This window comes from Chryseobacterium sp. c4a (assembly GCF_009900745.1).
Classification (GTDB): domain Bacteria; phylum Bacteroidota; class Bacteroidia; order Flavobacteriales; family Weeksellaceae; genus Chryseobacterium.
In genome coordinates, this window is record NZ_WXVU01000002.1 from 81,965 (window position 1) to 105,255 (window position 23,291).

Annotated in this window: 20 protein-coding genes; 10 read left to right on the forward strand and 10 right to left on the reverse strand. The window is 35.4% G+C overall.

The window, feature by feature from the left end; all coding sequences use genetic code 11:
* Positions 1-9: 9 nt before the first annotated feature.
* Positions 10-1,272, forward strand: a complete 1,263-nt coding sequence (ilvA, locus tag GTR01_RS04770; protein WP_160136724.1) for a threonine ammonia-lyase IlvA — start codon at positions 10-12, stop codon at positions 1,270-1,272.
* 123 nt (positions 1,273-1,395) lie between these two features.
* Here the strand turns inward: ilvA and GTR01_RS04775 are convergent, their stop codons facing one another.
* The 6 genes from GTR01_RS04775 to GTR01_RS04800 form a co-directional block, all read right to left on the reverse strand.
* A complete protein-coding gene (locus tag GTR01_RS04775; protein ID WP_160136725.1) occupies positions 1,396-2,865 on the reverse strand; it encodes a M28 family peptidase in 1,470 nt (489 codons plus the stop codon).
* A gap of 7 nt (positions 2,866-2,872) precedes the next feature.
* Positions 2,873-3,109 (reverse strand): hypothetical protein, encoded by a 237-nt coding sequence (locus tag GTR01_RS04780; protein WP_160136726.1) that lies wholly within the window; start codon positions 3,107-3,109, stop codon positions 2,873-2,875.
* Positions 3,110-3,149: 40 nt separating this feature from the next.
* The gene (locus GTR01_RS04785; RefSeq protein WP_228452161.1) at positions 3,150-5,504 is read right to left on the reverse strand and encodes a hypothetical protein; all 2,355 of its coding nucleotides are present in this window, start codon (positions 5,502-5,504) and stop codon (positions 3,150-3,152) included.
* Positions 5,505-5,759: 255 nt separating this feature from the next.
* Entirely contained in the window at positions 5,760-7,574 is a 1,815-nt protein-coding gene (locus tag GTR01_RS04790; protein ID WP_160136728.1) for a cytochrome-c peroxidase, read from the reverse strand.
* Positions 7,575-7,638: 64 nt separating this feature from the next.
* Positions 7,639-9,120 carry an alkaline phosphatase PhoX gene (locus GTR01_RS04795; protein WP_160136729.1) on the reverse strand — a complete coding sequence of 494 codons (1,482 nt, stop codon included), beginning with the start codon at positions 9,118-9,120 and terminating at the stop codon, positions 7,639-7,641.
* 188 nt (positions 9,121-9,308) lie between these two features.
* A complete protein-coding gene (locus GTR01_RS04800) occupies positions 9,309-9,593 on the reverse strand; it encodes a hypothetical protein (RefSeq protein ID WP_160136730.1) in 285 nt (94 codons plus the stop codon).
* Positions 9,594-9,719: 126 nt separating this feature from the next.
* Between GTR01_RS04800 and GTR01_RS04805 the strand changes: the two genes are divergently transcribed.
* Positions 9,720-10,766, forward strand: coding sequence for a serine hydrolase domain-containing protein (locus tag GTR01_RS04805; RefSeq protein ID WP_160136731.1), 1,047 nt, complete (start codon positions 9,720-9,722; stop codon positions 10,764-10,766).
* A gap of 111 nt (positions 10,767-10,877) precedes the next feature.
* On the opposite strand, the gene alaS is transcribed toward GTR01_RS04805, so the two are convergent.
* Positions 10,878-13,481 carry an alanine--tRNA ligase gene (gene alaS, locus GTR01_RS04810; protein WP_160136732.1) on the reverse strand — a complete coding sequence of 868 codons (2,604 nt, stop codon included), beginning with the start codon at positions 13,479-13,481 and terminating at the stop codon, positions 10,878-10,880.
* Positions 13,482-13,756: 275 nt separating this feature from the next.
* Between alaS and GTR01_RS04815 the strand changes: the two genes are divergently transcribed.
* From GTR01_RS04815 to msrB, 4 genes are all read left to right on the forward strand, one after another.
* Positions 13,757-14,308, forward strand: coding sequence for a sigma-70 family RNA polymerase sigma factor (locus GTR01_RS04815; RefSeq protein ID WP_160136733.1), 552 nt, complete (start codon positions 13,757-13,759; stop codon positions 14,306-14,308).
* A gap of 62 nt (positions 14,309-14,370) precedes the next feature.
* A complete protein-coding gene (locus tag GTR01_RS04820; protein WP_228452162.1) occupies positions 14,371-14,583 on the forward strand; it encodes a hypothetical protein in 213 nt (70 codons plus the stop codon).
* A gap of 79 nt (positions 14,584-14,662) precedes the next feature.
* Positions 14,663-15,109: a DUF417 family protein gene (locus GTR01_RS04825; protein WP_160136735.1), complete on the forward strand. Its 447-nt coding sequence runs from the start codon at positions 14,663-14,665 to the stop codon at positions 15,107-15,109.
* 24 nt (positions 15,110-15,133) lie between these two features.
* Positions 15,134-16,234 carry a peptide-methionine (R)-S-oxide reductase MsrB gene (msrB, locus tag GTR01_RS04830; protein ID WP_160136736.1) on the forward strand — a complete coding sequence of 367 codons (1,101 nt, stop codon included), beginning with the start codon at positions 15,134-15,136 and terminating at the stop codon, positions 16,232-16,234.
* Positions 16,235-16,267: 33 nt separating this feature from the next.
* Here the strand turns inward: msrB and GTR01_RS04835 are convergent, their stop codons facing one another.
* Positions 16,268-16,930 carry a hypothetical protein gene (locus GTR01_RS04835; protein WP_160136737.1) on the reverse strand — a complete coding sequence of 221 codons (663 nt, stop codon included), beginning with the start codon at positions 16,928-16,930 and terminating at the stop codon, positions 16,268-16,270.
* Positions 16,931-17,125: 195 nt separating this feature from the next.
* Here GTR01_RS04835 and GTR01_RS04840 point away from each other — a divergent pair, with 195 nt between their 5' ends.
* Together GTR01_RS04840 and GTR01_RS04845 are read left to right on the forward strand one after the other, a co-directional pair.
* Entirely contained in the window at positions 17,126-18,478 is a 1,353-nt protein-coding gene (locus GTR01_RS04840) for an ATP-binding protein (RefSeq protein WP_160136738.1), read from the forward strand.
* A 230-nt stretch (positions 18,479-18,708) separates the two neighbouring features.
* On the forward strand, positions 18,709-19,818 hold the full coding sequence (locus tag GTR01_RS04845) for an NAD(P)/FAD-dependent oxidoreductase (RefSeq protein ID WP_160136739.1): 1,110 nt from the start codon (positions 18,709-18,711) through the stop codon (positions 19,816-19,818).
* 8 nt (positions 19,819-19,826) lie between these two features.
* Here GTR01_RS04845 and GTR01_RS04850 read toward each other — a convergent pair whose 3' ends face one another.
* Positions 19,827-20,105: a hypothetical protein gene (locus GTR01_RS04850; protein WP_160136740.1), complete on the reverse strand. Its 279-nt coding sequence runs from the start codon at positions 20,103-20,105 to the stop codon at positions 19,827-19,829.
* A gap of 181 nt (positions 20,106-20,286) precedes the next feature.
* Between GTR01_RS04850 and prfB the strand changes: the two genes are divergently transcribed.
* Entirely contained in the window at positions 20,287-21,399 is a 1,113-nt protein-coding gene (prfB, locus tag GTR01_RS04855) for a peptide chain release factor 2 (RefSeq protein WP_160136741.1), read from the forward strand.
* A gap of 85 nt (positions 21,400-21,484) precedes the next feature.
* Complete coding sequence (locus GTR01_RS04860) at positions 21,485-22,180, forward strand: DedA family protein (protein ID WP_160136742.1); 696 nt, start codon at positions 21,485-21,487, stop codon at positions 22,178-22,180.
* A 141-nt stretch (positions 22,181-22,321) separates the two neighbouring features.
* Here the strand turns inward: GTR01_RS04860 and GTR01_RS04865 are convergent, their stop codons facing one another.
* Positions 22,322-23,191 (reverse strand): alpha/beta hydrolase, encoded by an 870-nt coding sequence (locus tag GTR01_RS04865; RefSeq protein WP_160136743.1) that lies wholly within the window; start codon positions 23,189-23,191, stop codon positions 22,322-22,324.
* Between the last annotated feature and the right edge of the window lie 100 nt (positions 23,192-23,291).

The window sequence follows — 23,291 nt, forward strand, 5'->3', positions numbered from 1 at the left end:
CAAACAAAAATGAGGACGGGAGAAACCTACTTATCCATGTTGGATAACGTTTATAAAGCAGCAGAAAGACTTGAAAATGTATGTGTCAGAACCCCTTTAGCTGTTAATAGCAATTTATCAAGGGTTTATCATGCGAAAATACACTTTAAAAGAGAAGACCTTCAACGAGTAAGATCTTACAAAATCAGAGGAGCATACAATAAAATGGCAACAATGTCTCATGAAGAATTATCCAGAGGAATTGTTTGTGCCAGTGCCGGTAACCATGCTCAGGGAGTAGCTTTTGCATGTAATACGATGAAAGTGAAAGGAACTATTTTTATGCCTTTGCCAACACCGGGACAAAAACTGGAGCAAGTGAAAATGTTTGGTGGTGATTATATTGATATCGTTTTATTGGGCGATACCTTCGATGAAGCAAAAGAAGCAGCGATGAGGTTTTGTAATGAGCACGAAGGAATATTCATTCATCCATTTGATGATCCTGCTATTATTGAAGGACAAGCTACAACGGCATTAGAAATTCTTGAACAGGCAGAAGAGCCTATTGATTATCTCTTTGTCCCGATTGGTGGAGGTGGATTGGCAGCAGGGATTTGTACTGTATTTAAAAAACTCTCCCCTCAAACAAAAATCATTGGAGTAGAACCTTCTGCTGCAGCCAGTATGAAAAAAGCGCTGGAAGTAGGGAAACCCGTACATCTTGAAAAAATTAGCCGCTTTGTAGACGGTGCTGCTGTACAGCAGGTAGGAAATCTTACGTTTAAACTTTGTAAAGACACACTATATGATATGGCTACGGTAGAAGAAGGGCTAGTGTGTGAAACCATTCTTTCATTATACAACAAAGATGCTATTGTCGTAGAACCGGCAGGAGCTCTTTCGGTAGCTGCGTTGGAAAAATACAAAGATCAGATACAAGGAAAAAATGTAGTCTGTATTATCAGTGGAAGCAATAATGATATTATCCGAATGGAAGAGATCAAAGAAAAAGCTTTGCTGTATGCTAACTTAAAACATTATTTTTTAGTGAGGTTTCCGCAACGTCCCGGAGCTTTGAAAACTTTTGTTATGGAAGTATTAGGGCCTAATGATGATATTACTTTTTTTGAATATACTCAGAAAAATTCAAAAGAAAAGGGGATAGCAGTAGTAGGAATTGCATTGAAGCAAAAAGAAGATTTCACTCCGCTGATGGATAATATGAAAAAGCAGGATTTTTTTGTTAACTATCTCAACAATGATCCATCTTTGATGAATCTGCTGATTTAGTTGTTGTAAAGATGAATCTAAAATTTCACCCTATTTTTATTAGTCATGAATTCACTAATGATTTTATTCGTGGCATTAAAATAAGAAAAATCCGGCTCCCTTCAGGGAGCCGGATTTGGTCATTTATCTTTCAAGAGTAAAATTTGAAATCACTTTCGGACGTTCAGCCTCATTGGCTACCTTCCAGGATGTTCTGTACATCCATTCTGTCATTTTATATAACTTCTTGTAGTTGATGTTTTCAGATTCATCTTGTGGAGTGTGGTATTGATCATGCAGTACACTGGTGAAAAATACAGCAGGAATTCCGATTTTAGCATAAGGAAGATGATCACTTCTGAAATAAAAATATTCCGCATGATTCGGCGAATCCCAGTCTTTCAAATACTTGAATTTTGTACTTTCATTATTGGCATCTTCGGCCATTTTTACAAGTTCTTCAGAGTTTTTATGAGGAGTATTTCCTCCTAATAGAGCCGCTTCATTATTATCATTTCTTCCGATCATATCTCCATTCAATACGGCTACAATATTTTCTTTGGGAACAACAGGATGAGCGGCATGCCATCTTGAACCAAGCAGCCCTCTTTCTTCTGCACCATGGAATACAAATAAGATACTTCTTTTTCCCGGTTGTTTTTTGTATGCTCTTGCCATGGACAGCATCGCAACACAAGTACTTGCATTATCATCAGCACCATTATAAATGGTATCATTTTTTACAGGATGTCTGATTCCGTCATGATCCTGATGCCCGCTCAACAGAACATATTCTTTTTTAAGAACAGGATCTGTACCTTCAATTTTTCCAATGATATTTACAGAAGGATATTTGTATGTTTCAGTCATTAGATTAAGAGAAAGTTTAGGGTTGCTTTTTACCCAATTGGCATTTTCTCTTTTGATCCAAAGAACAGGAATATTATTGGTAATTTTTTCTCTTAATCCTTCCACGCCATAGCTGCCTCTGGTCATTTGAGGAAGTACTTCTACCCAGCTTTTTTCTGAAATATCGTCAGTAATAAAAATGATGGCTTTTGCCCCCAGTTCATTAGCTTTATTATAATACTTTGTTCTTACAAATCCGGGATATCTTCTTACAAAAAGGGTCATGTCTTTATCGATGCTTTTGTCAGAAGCATTTACTGCCAGAACTTTTCCTTTAAGATTAAGTTTAGAAAGATCTTCAGGTTCTGTATTTCCTGCGTATACAATTTCTGCATCTACAGAAGCATTTACGGGCTCAGCCACAAGGAAATCTTTCCATAGCTTTAAATTCGTATCACCAATTTTAAGGCTGCTTTGTGGAGTCACCTGATGTCTGTACATCTCAAAAAATTGGAAAAAAGTACCATTGTCACCTGCAGGCTTCATTCCTGCTTCTTTGGCCTTATCAGCCAGCCACATCGATACTTTCAATTCATCTAAAGTTCCTGCTTCACGTCCCCAGAACTGGTCTGCAGCCAATTCATACATGTCTTTTCTAAGATCTGTTTCTTTAATGGCTGACACCAGTGGCTTTTGATAGCTTTGAGCATTTCCGATACTGAATAAAAAAAGACCCAGTAAAGAAAAAATATAATTCTTATTCATTGGCTTTTTAATTTAGGCTTCCAAGTTTATCAGCAAACTGCTTAGAGAATTCTTTTCTGTCTTCTTCCAGTTTTTCGGTATTAGAAGGTAAAATATAGTTGAAAAGGATTTTATCTTCACCATCTAAAAATATAATCTCTTTTTCATTCCCATCGATCATCTGTGAGAAAATGGCCCACATAGAAGTATCTTTCAATTTTAATAATTCAAAAAACGCCTCAGCTTTTATTTCTATTCTTTGCATGTTCTTGTATATAAATATATGTTTGAGTAATAATAAACTATTAAAACTCCAGGAATTTTAATTTAAACTGAATGGCGAAATTCTGTTTGAATTGTGGGGTAGCATAATAGCCAACCCTGTAGAATAATCCCAGGTTGAAATAGCTGGAAAGGAAGTTATTCCATTCCAATCCCACTTCCTGATACAGGTGATCCAGTTTTTTAAATCTGAACTGGTGGTATTCCGGATGTTTCATGTCTCCAATCGTTCCACGAAGAACAAAATCAAAGCTGGAAACATTATGTCCAAAGCTTTTGAAGTACCAAGGTAATTTGTGAGTGAAATAATAGGCTACAAATTTATCATTGTAATATTTCCCCCCTTCCAAGGTTGCAAACCCAAGGAAAGAAGTAAGGTTAAAATTAAAATCTTTGCCCGGAGAGGCAAGCCCGTTCATGGTGAAATTCTTCCAGATTGGAGCTTCACCTAAAACAACTCCACCATAAAGCCTGAAACCTGTTGTTCCGATTGCTGTCTTAAAATTATGAACAAAAAGAGCATCAAAACGAGAGTAATTGAAACTTCCTCCTGCCATTTTATAGCTCTGTTCATAGTTGAAATACAATTCCGGATATTTCTGATCGATCAGGGATTTACCCTGTGGTGTCATAATATTTGTGGAATTGGGAGAGTATTTTAAAGTAAACAATGTATTGAAATTCTTGAATGAAGCCCCTTCACCTCTAAAGTCATAAGCGAATTGAGCTTCTTCTACATTTCTTCTTACAGCAAGCGCCAGAGTAAGACCGTTGGTAACATCATTCAAATAAGATAAAGAGGCTCCTTTGAAATGAAAATACTTATCATTGTTAAGGTTATTACCGAAATTCATCATTCTCATTTTGAAATTCCAGAGTCTTCTGTAAAATTCGCCTGAAGCCGTTACATCATCATAAAAATCAAATCTGAAGAATGAGTTTTTTTCTAATGTGGTTTTGATGTCAATCCCCATTCCGTATTTCCATCTTCTGTCTTTTACTCCATAAGCAAAATAATAATCGGGAGAGAAGTAAGGATTGAAATTTTCGTTAATCTTTGCCTTTAATCCCAGTCTGAATCCTTCATACGAGTTGTAGTTAACAATTTCATCCACAGCAAAATCTACAACACCCACTCTGATCTGTCCGTTAAGTAATCCGGAAATAATCTGTGCTTTGCTGTCAATTTTATACTTTTTACCAAGGCTGTCGATGGTCTTATAAGTATTTTGTTCCCTTTCAGTGAGCGGTTCTGTTCTGTATTGATTCAAAGAATGGCCGTCAATGCTTTTCACATCAAAAGTATAGCCTTTGAAATCTTTAGCCTTTTCTTCAATAGGAGATTCAAAATCAAAATATTTTGAAGTAAGGAATGCGTAGGTTCCAAAGCTTTTTTTATCCTTTTTGTCTTTGTGTTCCTTGTCATCCAAGGCCATTTTACCCATTTTAAGTTTAGTCTTTTCATGGGCAAGGAACCATTTGTTATTGTAGAAAATCCAGGTACTTGTGATAATTCCGTCGTTTTTATTTTTACTGAAATTTTCAATTTTTTTAATCCCATAGGTTTCAGTATCTACATAAATGGCACCTGTATACTTTCTTTTTTTATCCGGATTTTTATAATTAACCTCACGAAAACGAATGACAAAGTTTTTTCTGCCGTCAAGTTCTATAGTATCGGAGAGGAAATATCTGTAAAGACCTCTGTTTTCCGGTTTTACCTGTTCAGGAACAATATCTCTGTTACTTTGTTGAAGAGCAATCATTTCGTAGACCGGCTGTTTCAATCCAGAAATCCTATTGTCAAGGATATTGATCTTCTCGCCATACTTTTTAGAGTATAAAAACTCCTGTGCTCTTTCCCAAAGGAAGAGTTTACTTTTTGCAAATATTTTTCTTGCGCTGATGTTGTTCAGAGAATCTTTTGTCCTCTTTTTTTTGAAGAAGCTTAAATCATTAAAATACTGATTGAATTGAGAAAGACTGTCTTCATCAATGTCCAGTGAAATTTTTTCGTATGATTTATAAGAATAAGAGCCTAAACTTTTTGGAGAGTTTTCATTGAACAGTTTGTTTACCTTTTTAAGGATTTCCAGAGCTCTCGGATCACTTTTATCTTCAATCACTACGGTTTCGATACTGGTAGTTTTTGCCGATTTTTTGGTCAAAGAAACCTCCATGCTGCTTTCTACAGTAGTAGTTTCCTTTTGATAAGCTTCAGCTTCCACTTCAATATTCTGGCAGGTTGTTTTAAATTCCAGAACTCCCTGAAGATTGGTATAACCAAGAGTCGTATTGCCACAGAAAACCTTGGCATTAGAGATAGGCTTGTGATTGGAGCCGTCTACAACTTTAATTTTAAGCTGTGAATACCCCAAAAAGCATATTAAAAAAAATAATAATTGTAAACCCCTTTTCATGTAAAAAAACTAGGTCAAAATTAATAATATTTATTGTGGTAGAAAAGTTTTTAACACAGTATAACATTGATTTAATCTAACATAGGCATGGGTTTTCCTAAAAAAGATCAGGTTTTAATTTTGTAGACAGATGAACTTTTCTGATTTCCTGAACTTTTACAATAAAAAACTCCTGAATAAATCAATTCAGGAGTTTTTATATTTTCAGAGCACTTATCGATCATTTAAAGCTTTCATAAATTCTATAATATCATCTATTTCCCTTTCAGTTAGGTGGAGAGGAGTATCAGACAATGTTTGGTTATCTACTTTAAACCCAAAACCTTTTCCGCCTCCTTTATTATAAAAATTCATGACTTCTTTCAATGTTTTATAGCCGCCATTATGCATATAAGGAGTCGTTTTATCAATATTCCTGAGCGTAGGTGTTTTGAAAGAATGCTGCAATGCAGCTACAGTCTCATGAAATTTTCCTCTTCCCAGGTCATTGTCAAACTGTTTATTTTCTCCATTTACAGCCACTCCCAATACTTCCTGTTCCGTTTTCTTGAAAGTAGGAGGTACAGTTCCATTGAATAAAGGCATAAAGTGGCAGATTGCACATTGCGCCTTTCCAACAAAAAGATTAAATCCACGTTTCTGATTCTCTGTCATGGCAGACTTATTTCCCCGCATATATTCATCAAAATTGGAATTGAATTTTGCCAAAGAACGAATGTAGCTGGCCAGCACATTTTGAAGTTGCCAAACCTCAACCTTTTGTGAATGATAGATCTTTTTAAAGGCCGTTTGATAGTTTTTATCCTGATTAATTTTAGCTATAATAAGATTCAAGTCACCATGCATTTCTTCTTTATTGGAGATGACATCTGCACTTTGACCCTCCAGATCATCTTTTCTCATATCCCAAAACTGGCCATGCTGAAATCCTGCATAGTTGAGGGAAGGAGCGTTACGGGTAAGCTCTGAATTGTCAAGAGACATTGATTTTGCCAGTCCGTCTGTAAATGCTTTTTCGGGAATATGACAGGTGGCACAGTTGCGATTATTACTATTGGATAGAATATTGTCATTAAAAAGCTGATGTCCAAGAACCGCTTTATCTTCAGAAAATGTATACTCTTTTCCGGGAGTGAATGCATTAGGATTGAATGCATTTTTAGAAAAGAATGTCGCAGCATTTTTGTTGAGAGCAGTCGTTACTTCTACATCCGGTATTTTTTCCTGATTTTTAAAATCGAGCATCAAAGTGGTGATTTTATTGAGATGATCAGGGATAAAATTAACATAATCAAAGGTATTTTTATCTTTATTTTTTTTCAGAACTTCAGTTGCAATATTAATTTCAGCTACGATATTTTTTAAAGCCTTATCTTTTGATCTATCTGTAGATATTTGCTCCAAAGTTTCTTTTATACCTGCTAGAGAAGACGGGATTTCCTGTAAAAAGACTCCGGAAATAGGCGTGTCGAAACCTGAAATTCCAAGACTGGAAATTCTGAATGCTTCCTGTCTTAAAGCATCAAATACCTGATCCCTACCGATCGTGATAACCTGGAAATTGGTATCTATACCGTTGCTTTTACTAACGAGCTTATTGAGCATCCTGATTACCTCATCTTTGTTTTCCTGTTGGTAAGGATAAAACATTTCTTCTAGAACCTGTAATCCCTCAGGTTCTATTTCTGTATGTTCATCCATTTCTATTTCTGGAAGGGCAGGCCCATTGATGAATCTTGCAGAGTAGGGGAGAAAGTATTCTATAGCCCATTCCATTTTTTTGTAGGTCTTTCTGATAGTCTCAAACTGGTTCTGAAGAAGTTTTTCATCAGCATTTTTGGAAACCAGTGTTTTCAATTCATTGATTTGTTTAGCAAAATCAGAATTGTTTTTGAGGATTCTGCTTTTTACAGAGCCAAGATCTTCATATACCAGTTGCTGTTTCTCATTTTTACAATATGAAAGCGTAAAAAGAGCAAGTGCGGAATATAAAAAAAGAAGTATCGGATATTTTGAAAGTTTCTTCATAAGTACGAAAAAGTACCAACAGGAGTTTACTGTTGATACTTTGATTGATATGGAATAACTAAAACTATTTTTCTACGTTTCTGATGATCACAATTTGCCCACCCTCTTTATTGGTGTTTACTCCGGAACCGTCAGGGTTTTTAAATTTATCCAACTGCCATGTGTGAGAGTGGATGTTTACAGCAAATGTATTAGGAACTCCAATGATATCTGAAATATCTACCATTGCTCCAAATTCCCATGAACCAAATTTAAGAAGATCACCGGATTGGTTGTATGCCGTCTGCCATGCTGAATTATTTCTATTGTGTTTCATATTCAACCATGGTTTATATTGTTTTGTAGCGATATTCAGCTGCCAGATATAAGAATCGTGATTCGCCGCTTTATAATATGAATCTCCATCTTCCTGGATGTAAACAAAGTTTTCAGTTACACATAAATTATCAGGATTGATCAGGCTATTACCAGGATTAGAATCTCCCTCTGCAACTACTTCTAGTTTTCCTGTCAACATATTGTTGGAGTTTAAGACAAGTTTGTAAACCCTTCCCCACATCGTTAATCCCGGTTTTGGATTTACTCCATCAGAAGATTCACCCGTAGCTGTAAAGTAGATTTCTCTTCCTTTTCCTGCTCCTTTTCTGTAATCTACATCTTCAACTCTTGAAAAACGAATTGCATTGTTATCAATATTTTTCTGATTGATTTGAGCTCCGGTAAGGTTTTTTGCACCAGGAATTTCAACAAACTCTACATCATAGGAGCTTCCTTTTGTCATATCCGTTTCAGTATAGTTGTTGTTTGTTCTTTTTAAAGCATATAATTTACCGTTATTCAGGTCTCCTTGGGTATCTGCTACGTACATAATCAATTGTCCGGCAGATTGGTGAGACGAAGAATAAGACTGGTCTTCTCCAATGATAATATAAGATTTTCCATTAGAAACATCCTTAGGAAGTGGAACTGCATTTTCCATAGACGCTTTTCCTAACGCAGGTTTTACTCTGGTTTTATCCGATGCCTGAGATGCTGGTGCCAAAGGATCTAGAGCATGCACCATACTTTCTTCACCGGATTCTCCGGCAGTAAGAAATGCACTGAAACCATGAATTTCAGGTGTTGCCAATGTCGCAGAACATAATCTGGTCATTCCTCCGGTTCCATTTAAAATATATTCTCCTTTTACAGGTCTGAATGTTTTATCCAGGTATACTCTTGAGACAGATTGTTTGATTTCGTGGTTAGTAATCATCAGGTAACCATCGGAGTTGGGATCTTTCATAATTCCCATTCCATCTGGCTGTCCTCCAAAAACGAAATCGGGAGACCCTGAAAGAACATCAGAACTTGAGATTAATGTCGTAATATTTAAGTTTTCAAAACCAGTCATTCCATAAACGAAAGCCGGTTCTTTAGAAAAATTTTCAATTTTGATTTTGTCGTTGGAAGGAGTATTGTTATCACTTCCGTTATTGTCTTCACTACAGCTCTGGAAAATAAGGGCTCCGAAGAGTAAAGCTCCAATAGTTTTGTTAATTTTCATAATTACTTTTTTTGAATTTCGATTATGACAAAACTAAAGGCTTAGTGTTAATTAGACTTTACGGGGAGAAAACAAATAGTTTAAGATTAGATAAAGAATTGTTAAGCGAAAGTCAATAATTAGAATGGATATAAATAAAGAACTCCTGAAGCTTTCAGGAGTAAATAGCTTTACAATATTTGATCTTTTTATAAAACATTGAGTCTGAATTGGACTCCGAAATTATCTTTAAACTGGGAAGTCTGATAATATCCCAACCTGTAAGAAAATCCAACACCAAAACTTCTTCCTAAGAAACGGTTCCAGATAAGCCCAACCTCTTGATAGTAATGATCAAGAACCTGAAAATTGAACTGATGGTCACCTCTGTTTTTAAAACCTCCAATAGCAGACTGATATTCAATTTTTATGTTGGAATGAATATCTGCTGCCCAAAGTTTTAAATCGGAAAGGCGTTCTCCTTTTGTTATCAATACTCCTTTCTTAATAGATAATCATTTATTCTTAACGAAATTATAGTGTGAATTGATGTATTGTGTAAAATCAAAATTATGTGTTATTTTAGCAATTAATCAGAAGATTAAACTACAACTATAACCATGAAATATTTTACCCCTATTTTATTTTTCGCCCTGATCGGGTGTAAAAGTGTTCAGCAAGTTAATAAACAGAATGTTGACAATGCAATTACGAAAAATGCTCTTAAGTTATTAGAGGACAAAAGATTTCATTCCGTTTCCATTGCAGTATTGAAAGATGGCGAATCTACAATAAAACATTTTGGAGAGTTAACTATTGGAAAAGGAAACAAACCAAATGATTCCACACTGTATGAATTAGCTTCTGTAACGAAAACCTTTACAGGGTATGTAGCTGCCAAAGCCGTGCTTGATAAAAAAATAAATCTGGAGGATGATATTAGAATCTATCTTAATGAACCTTATCCCAATTTAGAGTTTAAAGGTGAACCCATCAAAATCAAGCACCTCATCACCCACACAAGTGGATTTCCTAATTTCCCTATAAAAAGCGAAAATAAAGAGGCTTTTTTTGAAGGATTAAAACTGATCAAAATTGAAACAAAACCTGGAGAGGTATACTACTATTCAAACACAGCTCCTGAGGTGACTGCATATATACTTGAAAAAGTGTATCAAAAACCTTTTGAGGAATTGGTTACTGAGTTTGTTTTAAAACCCAATAAAATGAGCCAAACTAAGTTTACACTCAATGAAAATGACAGAACAAGATTGGTAAAAGGTTACAACGATAAAAATGAGTTAATGCCTAACTTCAATAGAACTTTATGGGGTGGAATTTCAGGATTACACGCTACGACTCCGGACTTAGTGAAATATATGAAACTGCAGCTTGACCAGTCTAATCTTATTGTAAAGGAATCTCATAAAAAGTTATATAAAGAAGGCTTAGATTTTTGGGAAGGTTATCATTGGTATATCATAGAAGATAATAATAGGTTAATGTACAGACATCACGGTGGCATATACGGAATGCAGAATTGGTTTGTGATTTATCCTAAACAAAATATAGGAATATCCATATTGACAAACACTAGTTTTAATGAAACAGGAGAAATTTTAGAAAAAGTAGTTGATGGATTGTATAATGAAATCAATGCAAATTAAATTCATCAAATACAAATGATCCCTTTCAGTTTTGAAAGGGATCATTGTTTATATTAAATCAGGATCATAAAATCCGTCACCGCAAAGCGGCAATATTGTAATAGGAATTAATTAAATATTCAAGGCTTTTTGGTAAGCATTCTCCAGACCCTCAAGATTTTTACCTCCGGCTGTAGCAAAACCAGGGTTTCCACCACCACCACCTTGGATTTCTTTAGCAAGATCTTTTACAATAGCTCCTGCCTGATAATCTGCTGCCAGATCGTCAGAAACTCCTACAGTGATCATTGGTTTACCATCAGCATCAGAAAGAATGATCGTTACTGAAGTTGGGATCTCTCTCTTTAACTGGAATACAATATCTTTAACAGAACCTGCATCCAAAGAAGTCTTTTTCACTAATAGCTGTTTGTTGCCTTTTTGCTCATAAGCATTCTTCCAGTCACCGATTTCTCCTTTTGCCTTTTCTTTTTTAAAGGCTTCTACTTCAGACTTCAATGATGTATTTTCCTCGATTAATTTCTCGATAGATCTTACAACATCTTTAGACTTCAGCAATTGAGAAAGCTCAATGATTTGTTTTTCAAGACCTTTGAAGTATTCTTCAGATTTGTCTCCGGAAATTGCTTCAATTCTTCTGATCCCTGCAGCAGCAGAACCTTCAGAAGTGATTTTGAAATGACCGATTTCGCTGGTGTTTTTTACGTGAGTTCCTCCACAAAGTTCCTTAGAACTTCCGAATTGAATCATTCTTACATTATCACCATATTTTTCACCAAATAAAGCCATTGCTCCTTTTTCCAAAGCTTCCTTAATCGGGATGCTTCTGAATTCCTGTAATGCAATGCTTTCTTTAATCTTGTGGTTTACTTTTTCTTCAATTAAAGCAACCTCTTCTTCTGTCATTTTATTAAAGTGAGAGAAGTCGAAACGAAGATAATCAGGGCCTACATAAGAACCTTTTTGCTCTACGTGAGTTCCCAGGACATCTCTTAATGCTTCATGTAAAAGGTGAGTCACAGAGTGGTTTGCCTGAGAGTTTTTTCTGTCAGTGGCGTTTACTTTAGCATAGAAAACAGCTCCAGCGTCTTTAGGAAGACCGTTGATCAAAGAAATGATAAGCCCATTTTCTTTTTTAGTTTCCAGTACTTCAAAGCTTTCAGCAGCATTCTCAAGAACACCTTTGTCGCCAACCTGTCCACCTCCTTCAGGGTAGAATGGAGAGCTGCTTAATACCACCTGATAAAATTCTCCGTCCTTATTTTCTACTTTTCTGTATCTTGTAATATAAGTTTCAGATTCAATTTGATCATATCCAACGAATGATTCAGGTTTTTCTTGTAAAACAACCCAGTCATAGACTTTTTGAGCAGAATCAGCTTTTGAACGAAGCTTTTGCTTTTCCATCTCTGCTTTGAAGCCTTCCTTATCAATCGTTAACCCTTTTTCCTCAGCAATAATTCTTGTTAAGTCATCAGGAAAACCATAAGTATCATACAGCTCAAAAACCTCTTCGCTTGGTAAAACTTTCAGATGATCTGCAATGGTCTGCTGAATTAATTTATCAACTCTGATTAGACCGTTTTCAATTGTTTTTAAGAATGAATCTTCTTCACTTTTGATGACTTCAGCAACCAATTTTCCTTGTTTTTCAAGCTCAGGGAAGAAAGCTCCCATTTGTTCCTGTAATACAGCAACCAATTTATAAAGGAAAGGTTCTTTCATCCCTAAGAATCTGTAAGAATAAGAAATACCTCTTCTCAAAATTCTTCTGATTACATATCCTGCACCTCCGTTAGAAGGAAGCTGCCCGTCTGCAATTGCAAAAGAAACTGCTCTGATGTGGTCTACTACCACACGGATAGCAATATCTTTCTCATCCTTTAAAATTCCTGTATATTTCTTTCCAGAAAGTTCTTCAACTTTAGAAATTAGTGGAGTGAAAACATCTGTATCATAGTTGGAAGATTTTCCCTGAAGCGCCATACATAGACGTTCAAAGCCCATTCCTGTATCTACGTGCTGAGCCGGAAGTTTTTCCAAAGATTTATCAGCTTTTCTGTTGAATTCCATGAAAACCAGGTTCCATACTTCCACTACCTGTGGATGATCTTGGTTTACGAGTGAAATTCCAGGAACAGCTGCTTTTTCTTCAGGAGTTCTAAGGTCGATATGGATTTCTGAACATGGCCCACAAGGCCCGCTTTCGCCCATTTCCCAGAAGTTATCCTTCTTATTTCCATTGATGATTCTGTCCTCAGCAATGTGAGACTTCCAGAAGTCATAAGCATCCTGATCTCTGTCAAGGTTTTCAGATTGATCACCTTCGAAAATCGTTACATATAAATTGTCTTTTGGTATTCCGTATACTTCAGTCAGTAATTCCCAGGCAAAAGCAATAGCCTCTTTTTTGAAGTAATCCCCGAAAGACCAGTTCCCCAACATTTCAAACATGGTGTGGTGGTAAGTATCTCTACCTACATCATCCAAATCGTTGTGCTTTCCTGAAACTCTTAAACACTTTTGTGTATCGGCGATTCTTGGAGCCGTAGGCGTTTTGTAACCAAGGAAGAAATCCTTGAATTGAGTCATTCCTGAGTTGGAAAACATAAGGGTAGGGTCGTCTTTCAGCACAATAGGAGCTGAAGGAACGATAAGGTGTTCCTTACTTTTAAAATAGTCTAAAAATTTTTGACGTATCTCTTGTGATGTCATAGTATTGCTTTTGCTTTTTTTAGTATCAAATTTTGATAAGATGCAAATTTAAGATTTTTAGGTGATTTAATATCTAATATTTCATATTTTCAAGGATGTTTTATCAAATATCGGACATAATAATAGGGAGTAGTTAGAAATACATGCTTATATAGACTCTTAAATTTTTATGGTAACGTTTTCCAAAAAAACATTCATTCCAAGAATATTTTGTACATTTCCATTTAACTTATTACCTTAGCTAAGATCTGAATAAGATAAAAAAACATAACTCGATGATGAAAAATGAAATTCTGAAAAGCTGGATCGATCAATATTCCGCGCCGCTTTTGAAGAAAGCTTTATATATGCTTTCCAATAAAGAGGATGCTCAGGATGTGGTTCAGGATGTTTTTATTGCTGCTTTTTCCAATTATGATTCTTTTGAAGGGAAAAGTCAGCCACTCACTTGGCTTATGGCCATTCTTCAGAGAAAAATTGCAGATTTTTACCGGCAAAAATATAAATCAGAACCTAATATTAAGCTGGATCATTTTTTTGATGAAACGGGCTCCTGGAAAAATAATGATGTCTTAAATGACTGGAATGTTTCAACCGAATCTGAGCTTCTGGATAATCAGGATTTTAATAAAACTCTTGAAGAATGTATCGAAGAATTACCCGCCAGATGGAAAATTTTATTGAAAATGTACTACCTTGAAGAAAAAAAAGCCCCCGATGTGAGTCAGGAATTGAATGTTTCTACGACTAACCTTTGGAAGATCCTTCAAAGAAGCCGAATGCAACTGAGAGAATGTCTGGAATTTAACTGGTTTTCAAGATTATAATTAAAATGCTGAAAAAGATACTACATATTTTATTTTTACCATGCTGCGAAGCTACTTTGCTCATGGAAAAGCGTAATGCTGAAACAATCTCTGCTAAAGAAAACAGGAGATTGAGCATCCACATATTTGTATGTAAATGGTGTAAAGCTTACAATGAAAAGTTGAAACTGCTGGATAAGATTTTTAGAAAGACACTCGCTGAGAAAAATAGTGAAATTAATGAATCTGAAATTCAGGATTTTAAAAATAAAATGATTGAAAAATTAAATTTCTAAGAAAATTATGTCAGGATTTTGAAATAACACCGACTATACTTTTGAAAATGATAAAAGTATTAATTCAAAATCTAAAAAAATGGTCGGAACAACAAATTCATCAGGTAAAAATCAATTAACACATCAGCTGGGATATTACATTTCTCTTTTCGGAGCAGCGCTTATTTTGCTTTGGATCGGGATCTTCAAATTCACACCTACTGAAGCTGCAGCAATAAAACCTTTGGTAGAAAACCATTTCCTAACTTTTTTCGTATATAAGATTATAAGCGTCCAAACCGTGTCAAATCTTATCGGAACGATAGAAATTATCATTGCCTTATTACTGATATTTAGTGCGAAATTTGCTGTACTAAAAAGATATGCAGGAATAGGAATGATTATTACTTTTCTGGTGACATTAAGTTATTTGTTTACCACTCCGGGAATGTGGAAAATAGTAGATGGAGTACCTGTTACAGACTTTTTTATATTGAAGGATCTGATGCTTTTAGGATTTGGATTGATGATCACTCAAAAAAAATAAGAAATAATGAATAAAAAGCTAAATATGAAAAATATATTAATCGTACTCGGAATTGTCCTGGGTATCGCAGTCTTTGCGGCAGAAAGCGGGCTTTTTAAAAAGAATAAGCCTAGTGAAACAGACATTAAAAAAGAAAAACAAGAAATTATGGATAATAAAAATGTAAGAGAGATTTATTTTGCAGGTGGATGTTTTTGGGGAACAGAGCATTTCTTTCAGCAAATTCGTGGAGTAGTAGGAACAGAAGTAGGATATGCTAATGGAAAAACGCAAAATCCTACCTATGAAGAAGTAGTAAGCCATACTACCGGATTTGCAGAAACAGTGAAAGTGAAATACGATCCGGAACAGGTAGATCTGAAACTCTTGATTGATTTATATTTTAAAACCATTGATCCTACAAGTCTTAATCAGCAGGGAAATGACAGAGGAGACCAATACAGAACGGGAATTTATTTTACGGATAAAACTGATGAAACGTTGGTAAAAGCCGAAGTTCAGAAGCTGGCAAAAAACTATACCAAACCAGTAGTGGTGGAAACAGTTCCTTTGAAAAATTTCTATAAAGCAGAAGATTATCATCAAGATTATTTAGATAAAAATCCGGGCGGATACTGCCACATCGAACCAGGACTTTTTGAAATGGCTAAAAAAGCAAATCCACTTCCGAAAGCAACTGCTTATCAAAAACAGGATAAAAAAGCTTTAAAGGAAAAACTTACAGCAGAACAATATAATGTAACTCAGGAAAACGGTACGGAAAGACCTTTCCAAAATGAATACTGGAACGAAACCCGTGAAGGAATTTATGTAGACATTACTACAGGAGAACCACTGTTTGTTTCAACCGACAAATTTGAATCAGGTTGTGGCTGGCCAAGCTTTTCAAAACCGATTACCAAAAGCCTTATTGATGAAAAACTGGATCGTACCCACGGAATGACAAGAGTAGAGGTAAGAAGTAAAACCGGAGATGCTCATTTGGGACACGTCTTTAATGATGGGCCTGAGGATAAAGGCGGACTTCGTTATTGCATCAACAGTGCTTCTCTGAAATTTATTCCCAAAGCGGATATGGAGAAAAAAGGATACGGAAAATATCTTCCGTTGTTAGATAAAAAGTAAATTGAAAGAAAGAGGCTGCCCATTGGCAGCCTTTTATTTTAAAGGATATCTGGATAGTTGATACCTTTCTTTAAAACTTAATAGAGAAAGGTAAGCTAATATTAGAAATCCTGAGATCAGAATATAGGCTTCCTTGGTAAAGTGAATGAAAAAGTCCTGTGTTTTTTCAAAAAGGGTAGGCTCGGGAATAGTATCTACAATTGAACCGTTATCTATTCTATAAATTACATCATTGCAAAGCAAACAAGGTTCTGCTAACGGGTACGGTTCCAGATAAGTGACAGGTACAAGAAAATTTCCTGTTTTTTCCAGATCCAAGGCATATTCCTCATGTTTAGAAATGGCCATATCATTGAGAAGAGAAGCAAAATCTCCATAGGTGTTTTCTTCTCCTAAAATAAATTCTATTCCGGTATATTTCTCATTTCGTTTCTGTAGTGCGTTCACTTCTGAAACATATAAATCTGAGTTTTCTTTGGCTTTGCCAGCCGGAACCTTTATTTTTTTGAGATTCCAGTTTCTAATTAGTTCAACAAAATCACCAGCGTTGCTTTTGTCTTTATCTAAATTAGGAGGAATGCCAATATCCATCACTGAAGTAGTTATTTCTTGAATTTTTCTGTTTCCGAAATGCCAAAATAAAACAGGAATGACTAAAGCGCTGATTAGTCCCGGATGATAGTATCTTTTTTTCATTTCCTTCGTTTTGATAAAATTATAAAATAATGTCAAAATGAAAAAGCAAATGATCAAAGAACTTCCATATTGAATAGCATTGAATGAAAAGGGTAGATGTATTGATAATAATTAGATTAAAATGATATTAAATTCTAATACTTTCATACACTTTCAAGATTAAAATATTAAATTTGATAGAACTAATAGGGAATTATGAAGTTAATTGAACTCGCAGAAGAATTAAATGTTTCAGCAGAAGCGATAAAGCAGTTTATCCAGGACTTTGATCTTGAATTGGTAGACTGTATTAGTACCAACTTTGATGTAAAGGAAGATTTTGAAAAATTTGCCCGTGAGAATGTCGATTTTTTGAGATTGTACGAAAAAGATCTGGATAAGAATAAAACCTTAGAACAGATTGCCAAAGTCATCAATCAGCCAAAAGAAAAAGTAGAGAAAATAATCAAGGATAACAACCCTAATATTTTTGATAACGGCTTTTTCAAATCATCTATTTCAAGTTATGGGATTGATAACAAATTGGGCGGGAATTACCAGTTTGTATATGATTATTTTGGACATAAAACCAGTTTGCAACAAAGAGATTTTATAGGATATAGAGATCTGTTTTTTTACACATCCACTGTTCTTGAACCCTTTTTGAATCCTCAGCAGATTAAGGATTGGGGCATCAATAAACCGGCAGGTATTATTCTATATGGCCCTCCCGGAAGCGGTAAAATTTTCTGGGCAAATAAGATTGCTGAAATTATAGGCTATCAGTTCAAAGAAGTGAAAAAACATTATCTGGGAACTTCATTGATTGATGGAAATCAGATCAATTTCAGTGATTTTCTTTTATCCATGATGAAAGAAAATAAAATGCTGCTTTTTCTTGATGACTTTGATGAAATCATGATGCAAAGGAAAGCCGAAACGGATGTTGCTTCCTGTAATATTGAGGCTCAGGAGTTGATTCTTCATTATATTGGAAAATTTGAAAAAGAAGGTGTATTGATGGTGGGTTCAGCCAATTCAGTATCCGAAATTGACGAAGAAATTCTGGCACCCGGAAGATTTGATGTGATGATTCCAATATTTCCACCTAATGCTTCCGAACGCTCCGAAATTATCCTATATGCAATGACAAGAGGCCTTGAAGTAGATTCCTTGCTCTATAAAATTCTTAAAAATAATAAAGCAGATAAAGTTCCTTTCTGGCATGATGCTGCCTCAAGAATGAAAGCCTTTAGCAATACCATGCTGATTGATTTTACCCAAAGTTTAAAGAAACGGATCAAAAACCTTTACCAAAGAACCCGAAATGAGAAACTTAAAATAGATCAGAACCTGATTAATGGAGCACTAAGGGATGCAGGGGCAAAACTCACAGAAGAATACCTGGATCAGGTAGCCCGGTTTTTAGCAGATGCCATCATTAATAATTTTGATGAGTTTCATTTTAGAATTCAGGCTTTAAAAAGTGAGCTTGAAACATATAAAGTGGTGGAAGAGCCAAGACGGGCAATCGGCTTTCATCATAACGGAGAAGAGGGAGAAGGGTAGTAGTGCGAGGTGCGAGGTACGGGTTTCGAGATGCGAGATATGGGATTCGAAATACAAATTGTAAAATGTTGAGTTTCGAGATACGTGATCCAAGGTATGAAATATAAAATCCTGCATTTATGTATGTTAAATATTATTTTACTCTTGTCTCCTCTCTCTAAGTCTCTCATCTCTTCGTCTATTATCTATTATCTATTATCTATTATCTCATCATATATCAATTACTCATCATGATCAGCATCTGGGAACAGGAAACCTTTTATCGTAAAAGAAATATCATCATCATTGGAGGCGGATTTTCCGGGCTCTGGACAGCAATTTCCATTAAAGAAAAATTTCCTGAAAAATCAGTATTGATTATTGAAAGAAATAGAGTGCCATTAGGAGCCTCTACACGAAATGCAGGCTTTGCCTGTTTTGGAAGTCTCACGGAAGTGATTGCTGATTCGAGGAAAATGGGCTGGGAGAAAACGTTAGAACTTGTTAAGATGAGGTTTGACGGTCTTCAGAAGATCAGACAATATTTCAAAAATGATGAAATAGACTTTGAAGGCAATGGAGGATATGAAATTCTAAATAATGACGAGCCTTTATTATATATTAATGATGTCAATGAAAAGCTAAAGTCAATTACAGGGCTTGAAGAAACGTATTCTTTAAAGCAGAATAAAATAAAAGAATTTGGATTGGGAAAATCTCAATTTTTGGTTGAAAATCCGTGTGAAGGAGGTTTGCACTCAGGGAAATTGCTGCAGAAACTTTTAGAGAAATGTTATGAATTGAAGATTGAATTTTTGTTTGGAACAGAAGTTAAAGAAATTCAGGAAACAAGGAATGAAGTGAGTGTTCAGTTTTCGGAAGGAGTTTTTGTCAATGGTGATCAATTAATTCACTGTACCAATGCATTCAGCTCACAATTTTTGGAGAAGGAGAATATAATTCCGGCAAGAGGGCAGATTCTGCTTACCGAACCAGTAGAAAATTTGAAATTGAAAGGGACTTTTCATTATGATGAGGGATTTTACTATTTTAGGAATTTAGGAAACCGAGTGTTGCTGGGTGGCGGAAGAAACCAGGATTTTAAAACGGAAGAAACTACAGCTTTTGAAACAACAGCATTTTTGCAGGATCACTTAGAAAACTTTTTAAAAGAAATTATTTTACCCGATCAGACTTTCAAAATTTCTCTTCGCTGGTCTGGAATCATGGCAATGGGGAATGAGAAAACACCGATTATAAAACAGCTTTCAGAAAGACAGTTTTGTGCAGTAAGGCTTTCAGGAATGGGAGTAGCGCTGGCTCCTAAAGTTGGTGAGATTGTAAGAGAAATGGTAGGATAAGAGGGAAATTAGGAAGATGAATTCCACCAATCCATGATATCAGTGGCGATTTCTTCAGAATTGAATTCATCAATATAAAGTCCATACTTTGCACCGAGTTCAAATTCGATGATGCTTTCCAGCTTTTCAAAATCAACTCCTTTTTCCAATTGTTGAAGAATTTTTTGCGTTAAAGAATCCCAAGTATGTTTTGACTGGCTTGGAATTAAATTCATTGAATAGATTAGTTTTTTAAGCGCTGTAAAGTCTCTGTTATGATCATTAAGCCAGATATTAAAATCTTCCATACTGTTTCCATGTGTTTTGAAAGTAAATATATGATGAAAAACAATGATTATAAATAAAAAAGAAGCAAAAATAACCATCAGGATCATAATCTTAGACTTTAAATCATAATCCCTGCATCTCCTACCTTAAAAACTCTCAGTTCTAAAAGAAATCCCTTATTTTTGCAAAAAAGAAGAAATCGTGATAAACAACGACCAGATAAAAGAAGTTCAATCCAGAATTGACGACTTACACAGATATTTACAGATTGAAAAAAAGAAGATAGAAATTGCCAACGATGATGAAAAAACGGCAGCACCAGAATTTTGGGATAATCCTAAAACTGCAGAAGCTTTCCTAAAGCAGCTTCGTTCCAAGAAAAAATGGGTAGAAAGCTATGATGAAATTCATACACAGTTTGAAGATCTGCAAGTATTGGTAGATTTTGCTAAAGAAGATCCGGATTCCGAAAAAGAATTGGATGAAACATTCCCGCAATTGGTAGAGAAAATCGAAGATCTTGAATTCAAGAATATGCTTTCCAATGAAGGTGATGAGCTTTCTGCGGTTCTTCAGATTACTGCCGGAGCCGGAGGAACAGAAAGCTGTGACTGGGCATCTATGCTGATGAGAATGTACACTATGTGGGCTGAAAAGCAAGGTTATAAAATCCGAGAACTGAATTTCCAGGAAGGAGATGTAGCCGGTGTAAAGACTGTTACCCTTGAAATTGAAGGTGAATTTGCTTTCGGATACTTAAGAGGAGAGAATGGAGTTCACAGATTGGTTAGAATTTCACCTTTTGATTCGAATGCTAAACGTCATACCAGCTTTGTTTCTGTATATGTTTATCCTTTAGTAGATGATACCATTGAGATCAACATCAACCCGGCGGATATCTCTTTCGAAACGATGAGGTCTTCTGGAGCAGGAGGTCAGAACGTAAACAAAGTAGAAACTGCGGTACGTCTTCGTCACGCACCTACAGGAATCATTATTGAAAACTCGGAATCCCGTTCTCAGCTTCAGAACAAAGAAAAAGCAATGCAGCTTTTACGTTCCAGATTATACGAAATGGAATTGGAAGAACGTATGAAGGCGAGAAATGAGATTGAAGCGAATAAAATGAAGATCGAGTGGGGAAGTCAGATCAGAAACTATGTAATGCACCCGTACAAATTGGTAAAAGATGTACGCTCAGGTCATGAAACCTCAGATGTGGACGCTGTAATGAACGGAAATCTTACCCCTTTCCTTAAAGCTTTCTTAATGGCCGATGGTACGGCAGTTTCCGATGATGACCTAGACCTATAAATATCATGTGAAATTTTAGTTAAAATCTTATAATTAATTTTTGTTTCAGACATTTTAGACTTATTTTTGTTGTTCATCGATATATATGGAAGATTTCAATAGCTGGAAGGATTTATTAAACCCGGAGTTTTACATTAAAATGGGAGGGTTTTGGCTTATTTTATTTATTGTTTTTGCTGAAACAGGTCTTTTTGTAGGATTTTTTCTACCGGGAGATTCATTATTGTTCGTTTCAGGAATTTATGCTGTTGAAATCATCAAAGAGACATTTGGGTCTACCGGAAGTGATTTCTTGGATACAACAATCTTAGCCTCTGGAGTAGCTCTTGCTGCTATTATAGGAAATGAAGTAGGATATTACTTTGGAAGAAAAGCAGGGCCTGCATTATACAAAAGACCAGATTCAATGCTTTTTAAAAAGAAATACCTTTATCAGGCTCATGATTTCTTTGAAAAACACGGGGCATTAGCCATCATTATGGCAAGATTCTTACCTGTAGTAAGAACTTTTACACCTATTGTTGCCGGAATCGTAAAGATGGATAAAAAAGAGTTTTTAAGAGATAATATTATTGGAGCCGTTTTATGGTCATTTATTTTGATCTTCGCAGGACACTATCTTGATAAACTTTTCATGGAACAGTTTCACATCAATCTGAAAGAAAAGCTGGAATACATCATCATTGTTATTGTTTTGGTGACAACACTTCCGGTAATTATTAAGTTTATGTTTGGAAAGAAAGATGATTTCTCTAAATATGAAAATAAAGATTTTGAATAAAAAACAATTCAACTAAAATATAGAAGACTGTCTCATAAAGGCAGTCTTTTTTTATTGTATTACCAATGCAGAAGTAGAAATACGTTGATCATAATCTGAAGAGTAACCTTTGGATATCATTTTTAAGCGCTTCTAATGAAGCTATTTTTTTATCCAGTCCAGAATATTCGGGTAGATGATACTATCTCTTTTTCTCTTACTGAAAAACCTGGGAGTATGTCCTGTTCTCTCCATAAATATAAATTTATGTGGGATATTCATCTGAGTAAGTGCTGAATCCATGGCAATTCCTTGATGTTGATTAACTAAAAAATCGCGATTTCCTTGAAACAATAGAGTAGGAACAGTGGTAATATTGGCAATTGGGCTGGCTTCTTTAAAGGCTTCCGAAAGATTCTTACGGTCAAATTTGGTTCCCACCATCTTTTGAATTGTAGGTGAAGTATATTTAGAATAAAAGGAATTCAAATATTCAGGGCTATAAAAATCAGTAGGGCCACTTAAAGAAATGATTTTTTTAATCTGATCCGGATGCTGATATCCATACAATAAAGCAAGATGTCCGCCGGCACTTTCGCCAAGAATGATATAATTGTTAGGCTGAAGTTCAGCTTTTTCGGCTAATGAATTAAACTTTTCCACTACAGAACCAATGTCCTCAAGTTGTTGTTTATAAGTGATCTGCTTTTTTTTAGAAACAAGTCGGTAGTTCAGGTTGATACTGGGTATTTTATTTTTAAAAAGCATTTTCTGAATCTGGATCATGTGCTCCTTTTTCCCCAACGTCCAGCCTCCACCATGTACCATAAGAACTACAGGAGAATCTTTGGCGTAATCCTTAGGTAAGAAAACATCCATTTTTTGTCTTTTATGTTCTCCATATTTTAGGTTATAGATCTTCTGCTGGCCTCCCGGGCCTACCCAAACCCTGAATTTCGTATTGCAGGACTGCAGTAGAAAACTGATGCACCCCATAACGAAAAAATGGTACCTGAGAATGAGCTTTTTCATAGATCAAAATTAGAAAAAAATAGGCAGCAAAGCTAATTGAAATATATGATTTATATGGGCTTTTGTTTTGCTTTTCAGGGGGTTGAAGATGTTTGTCTTG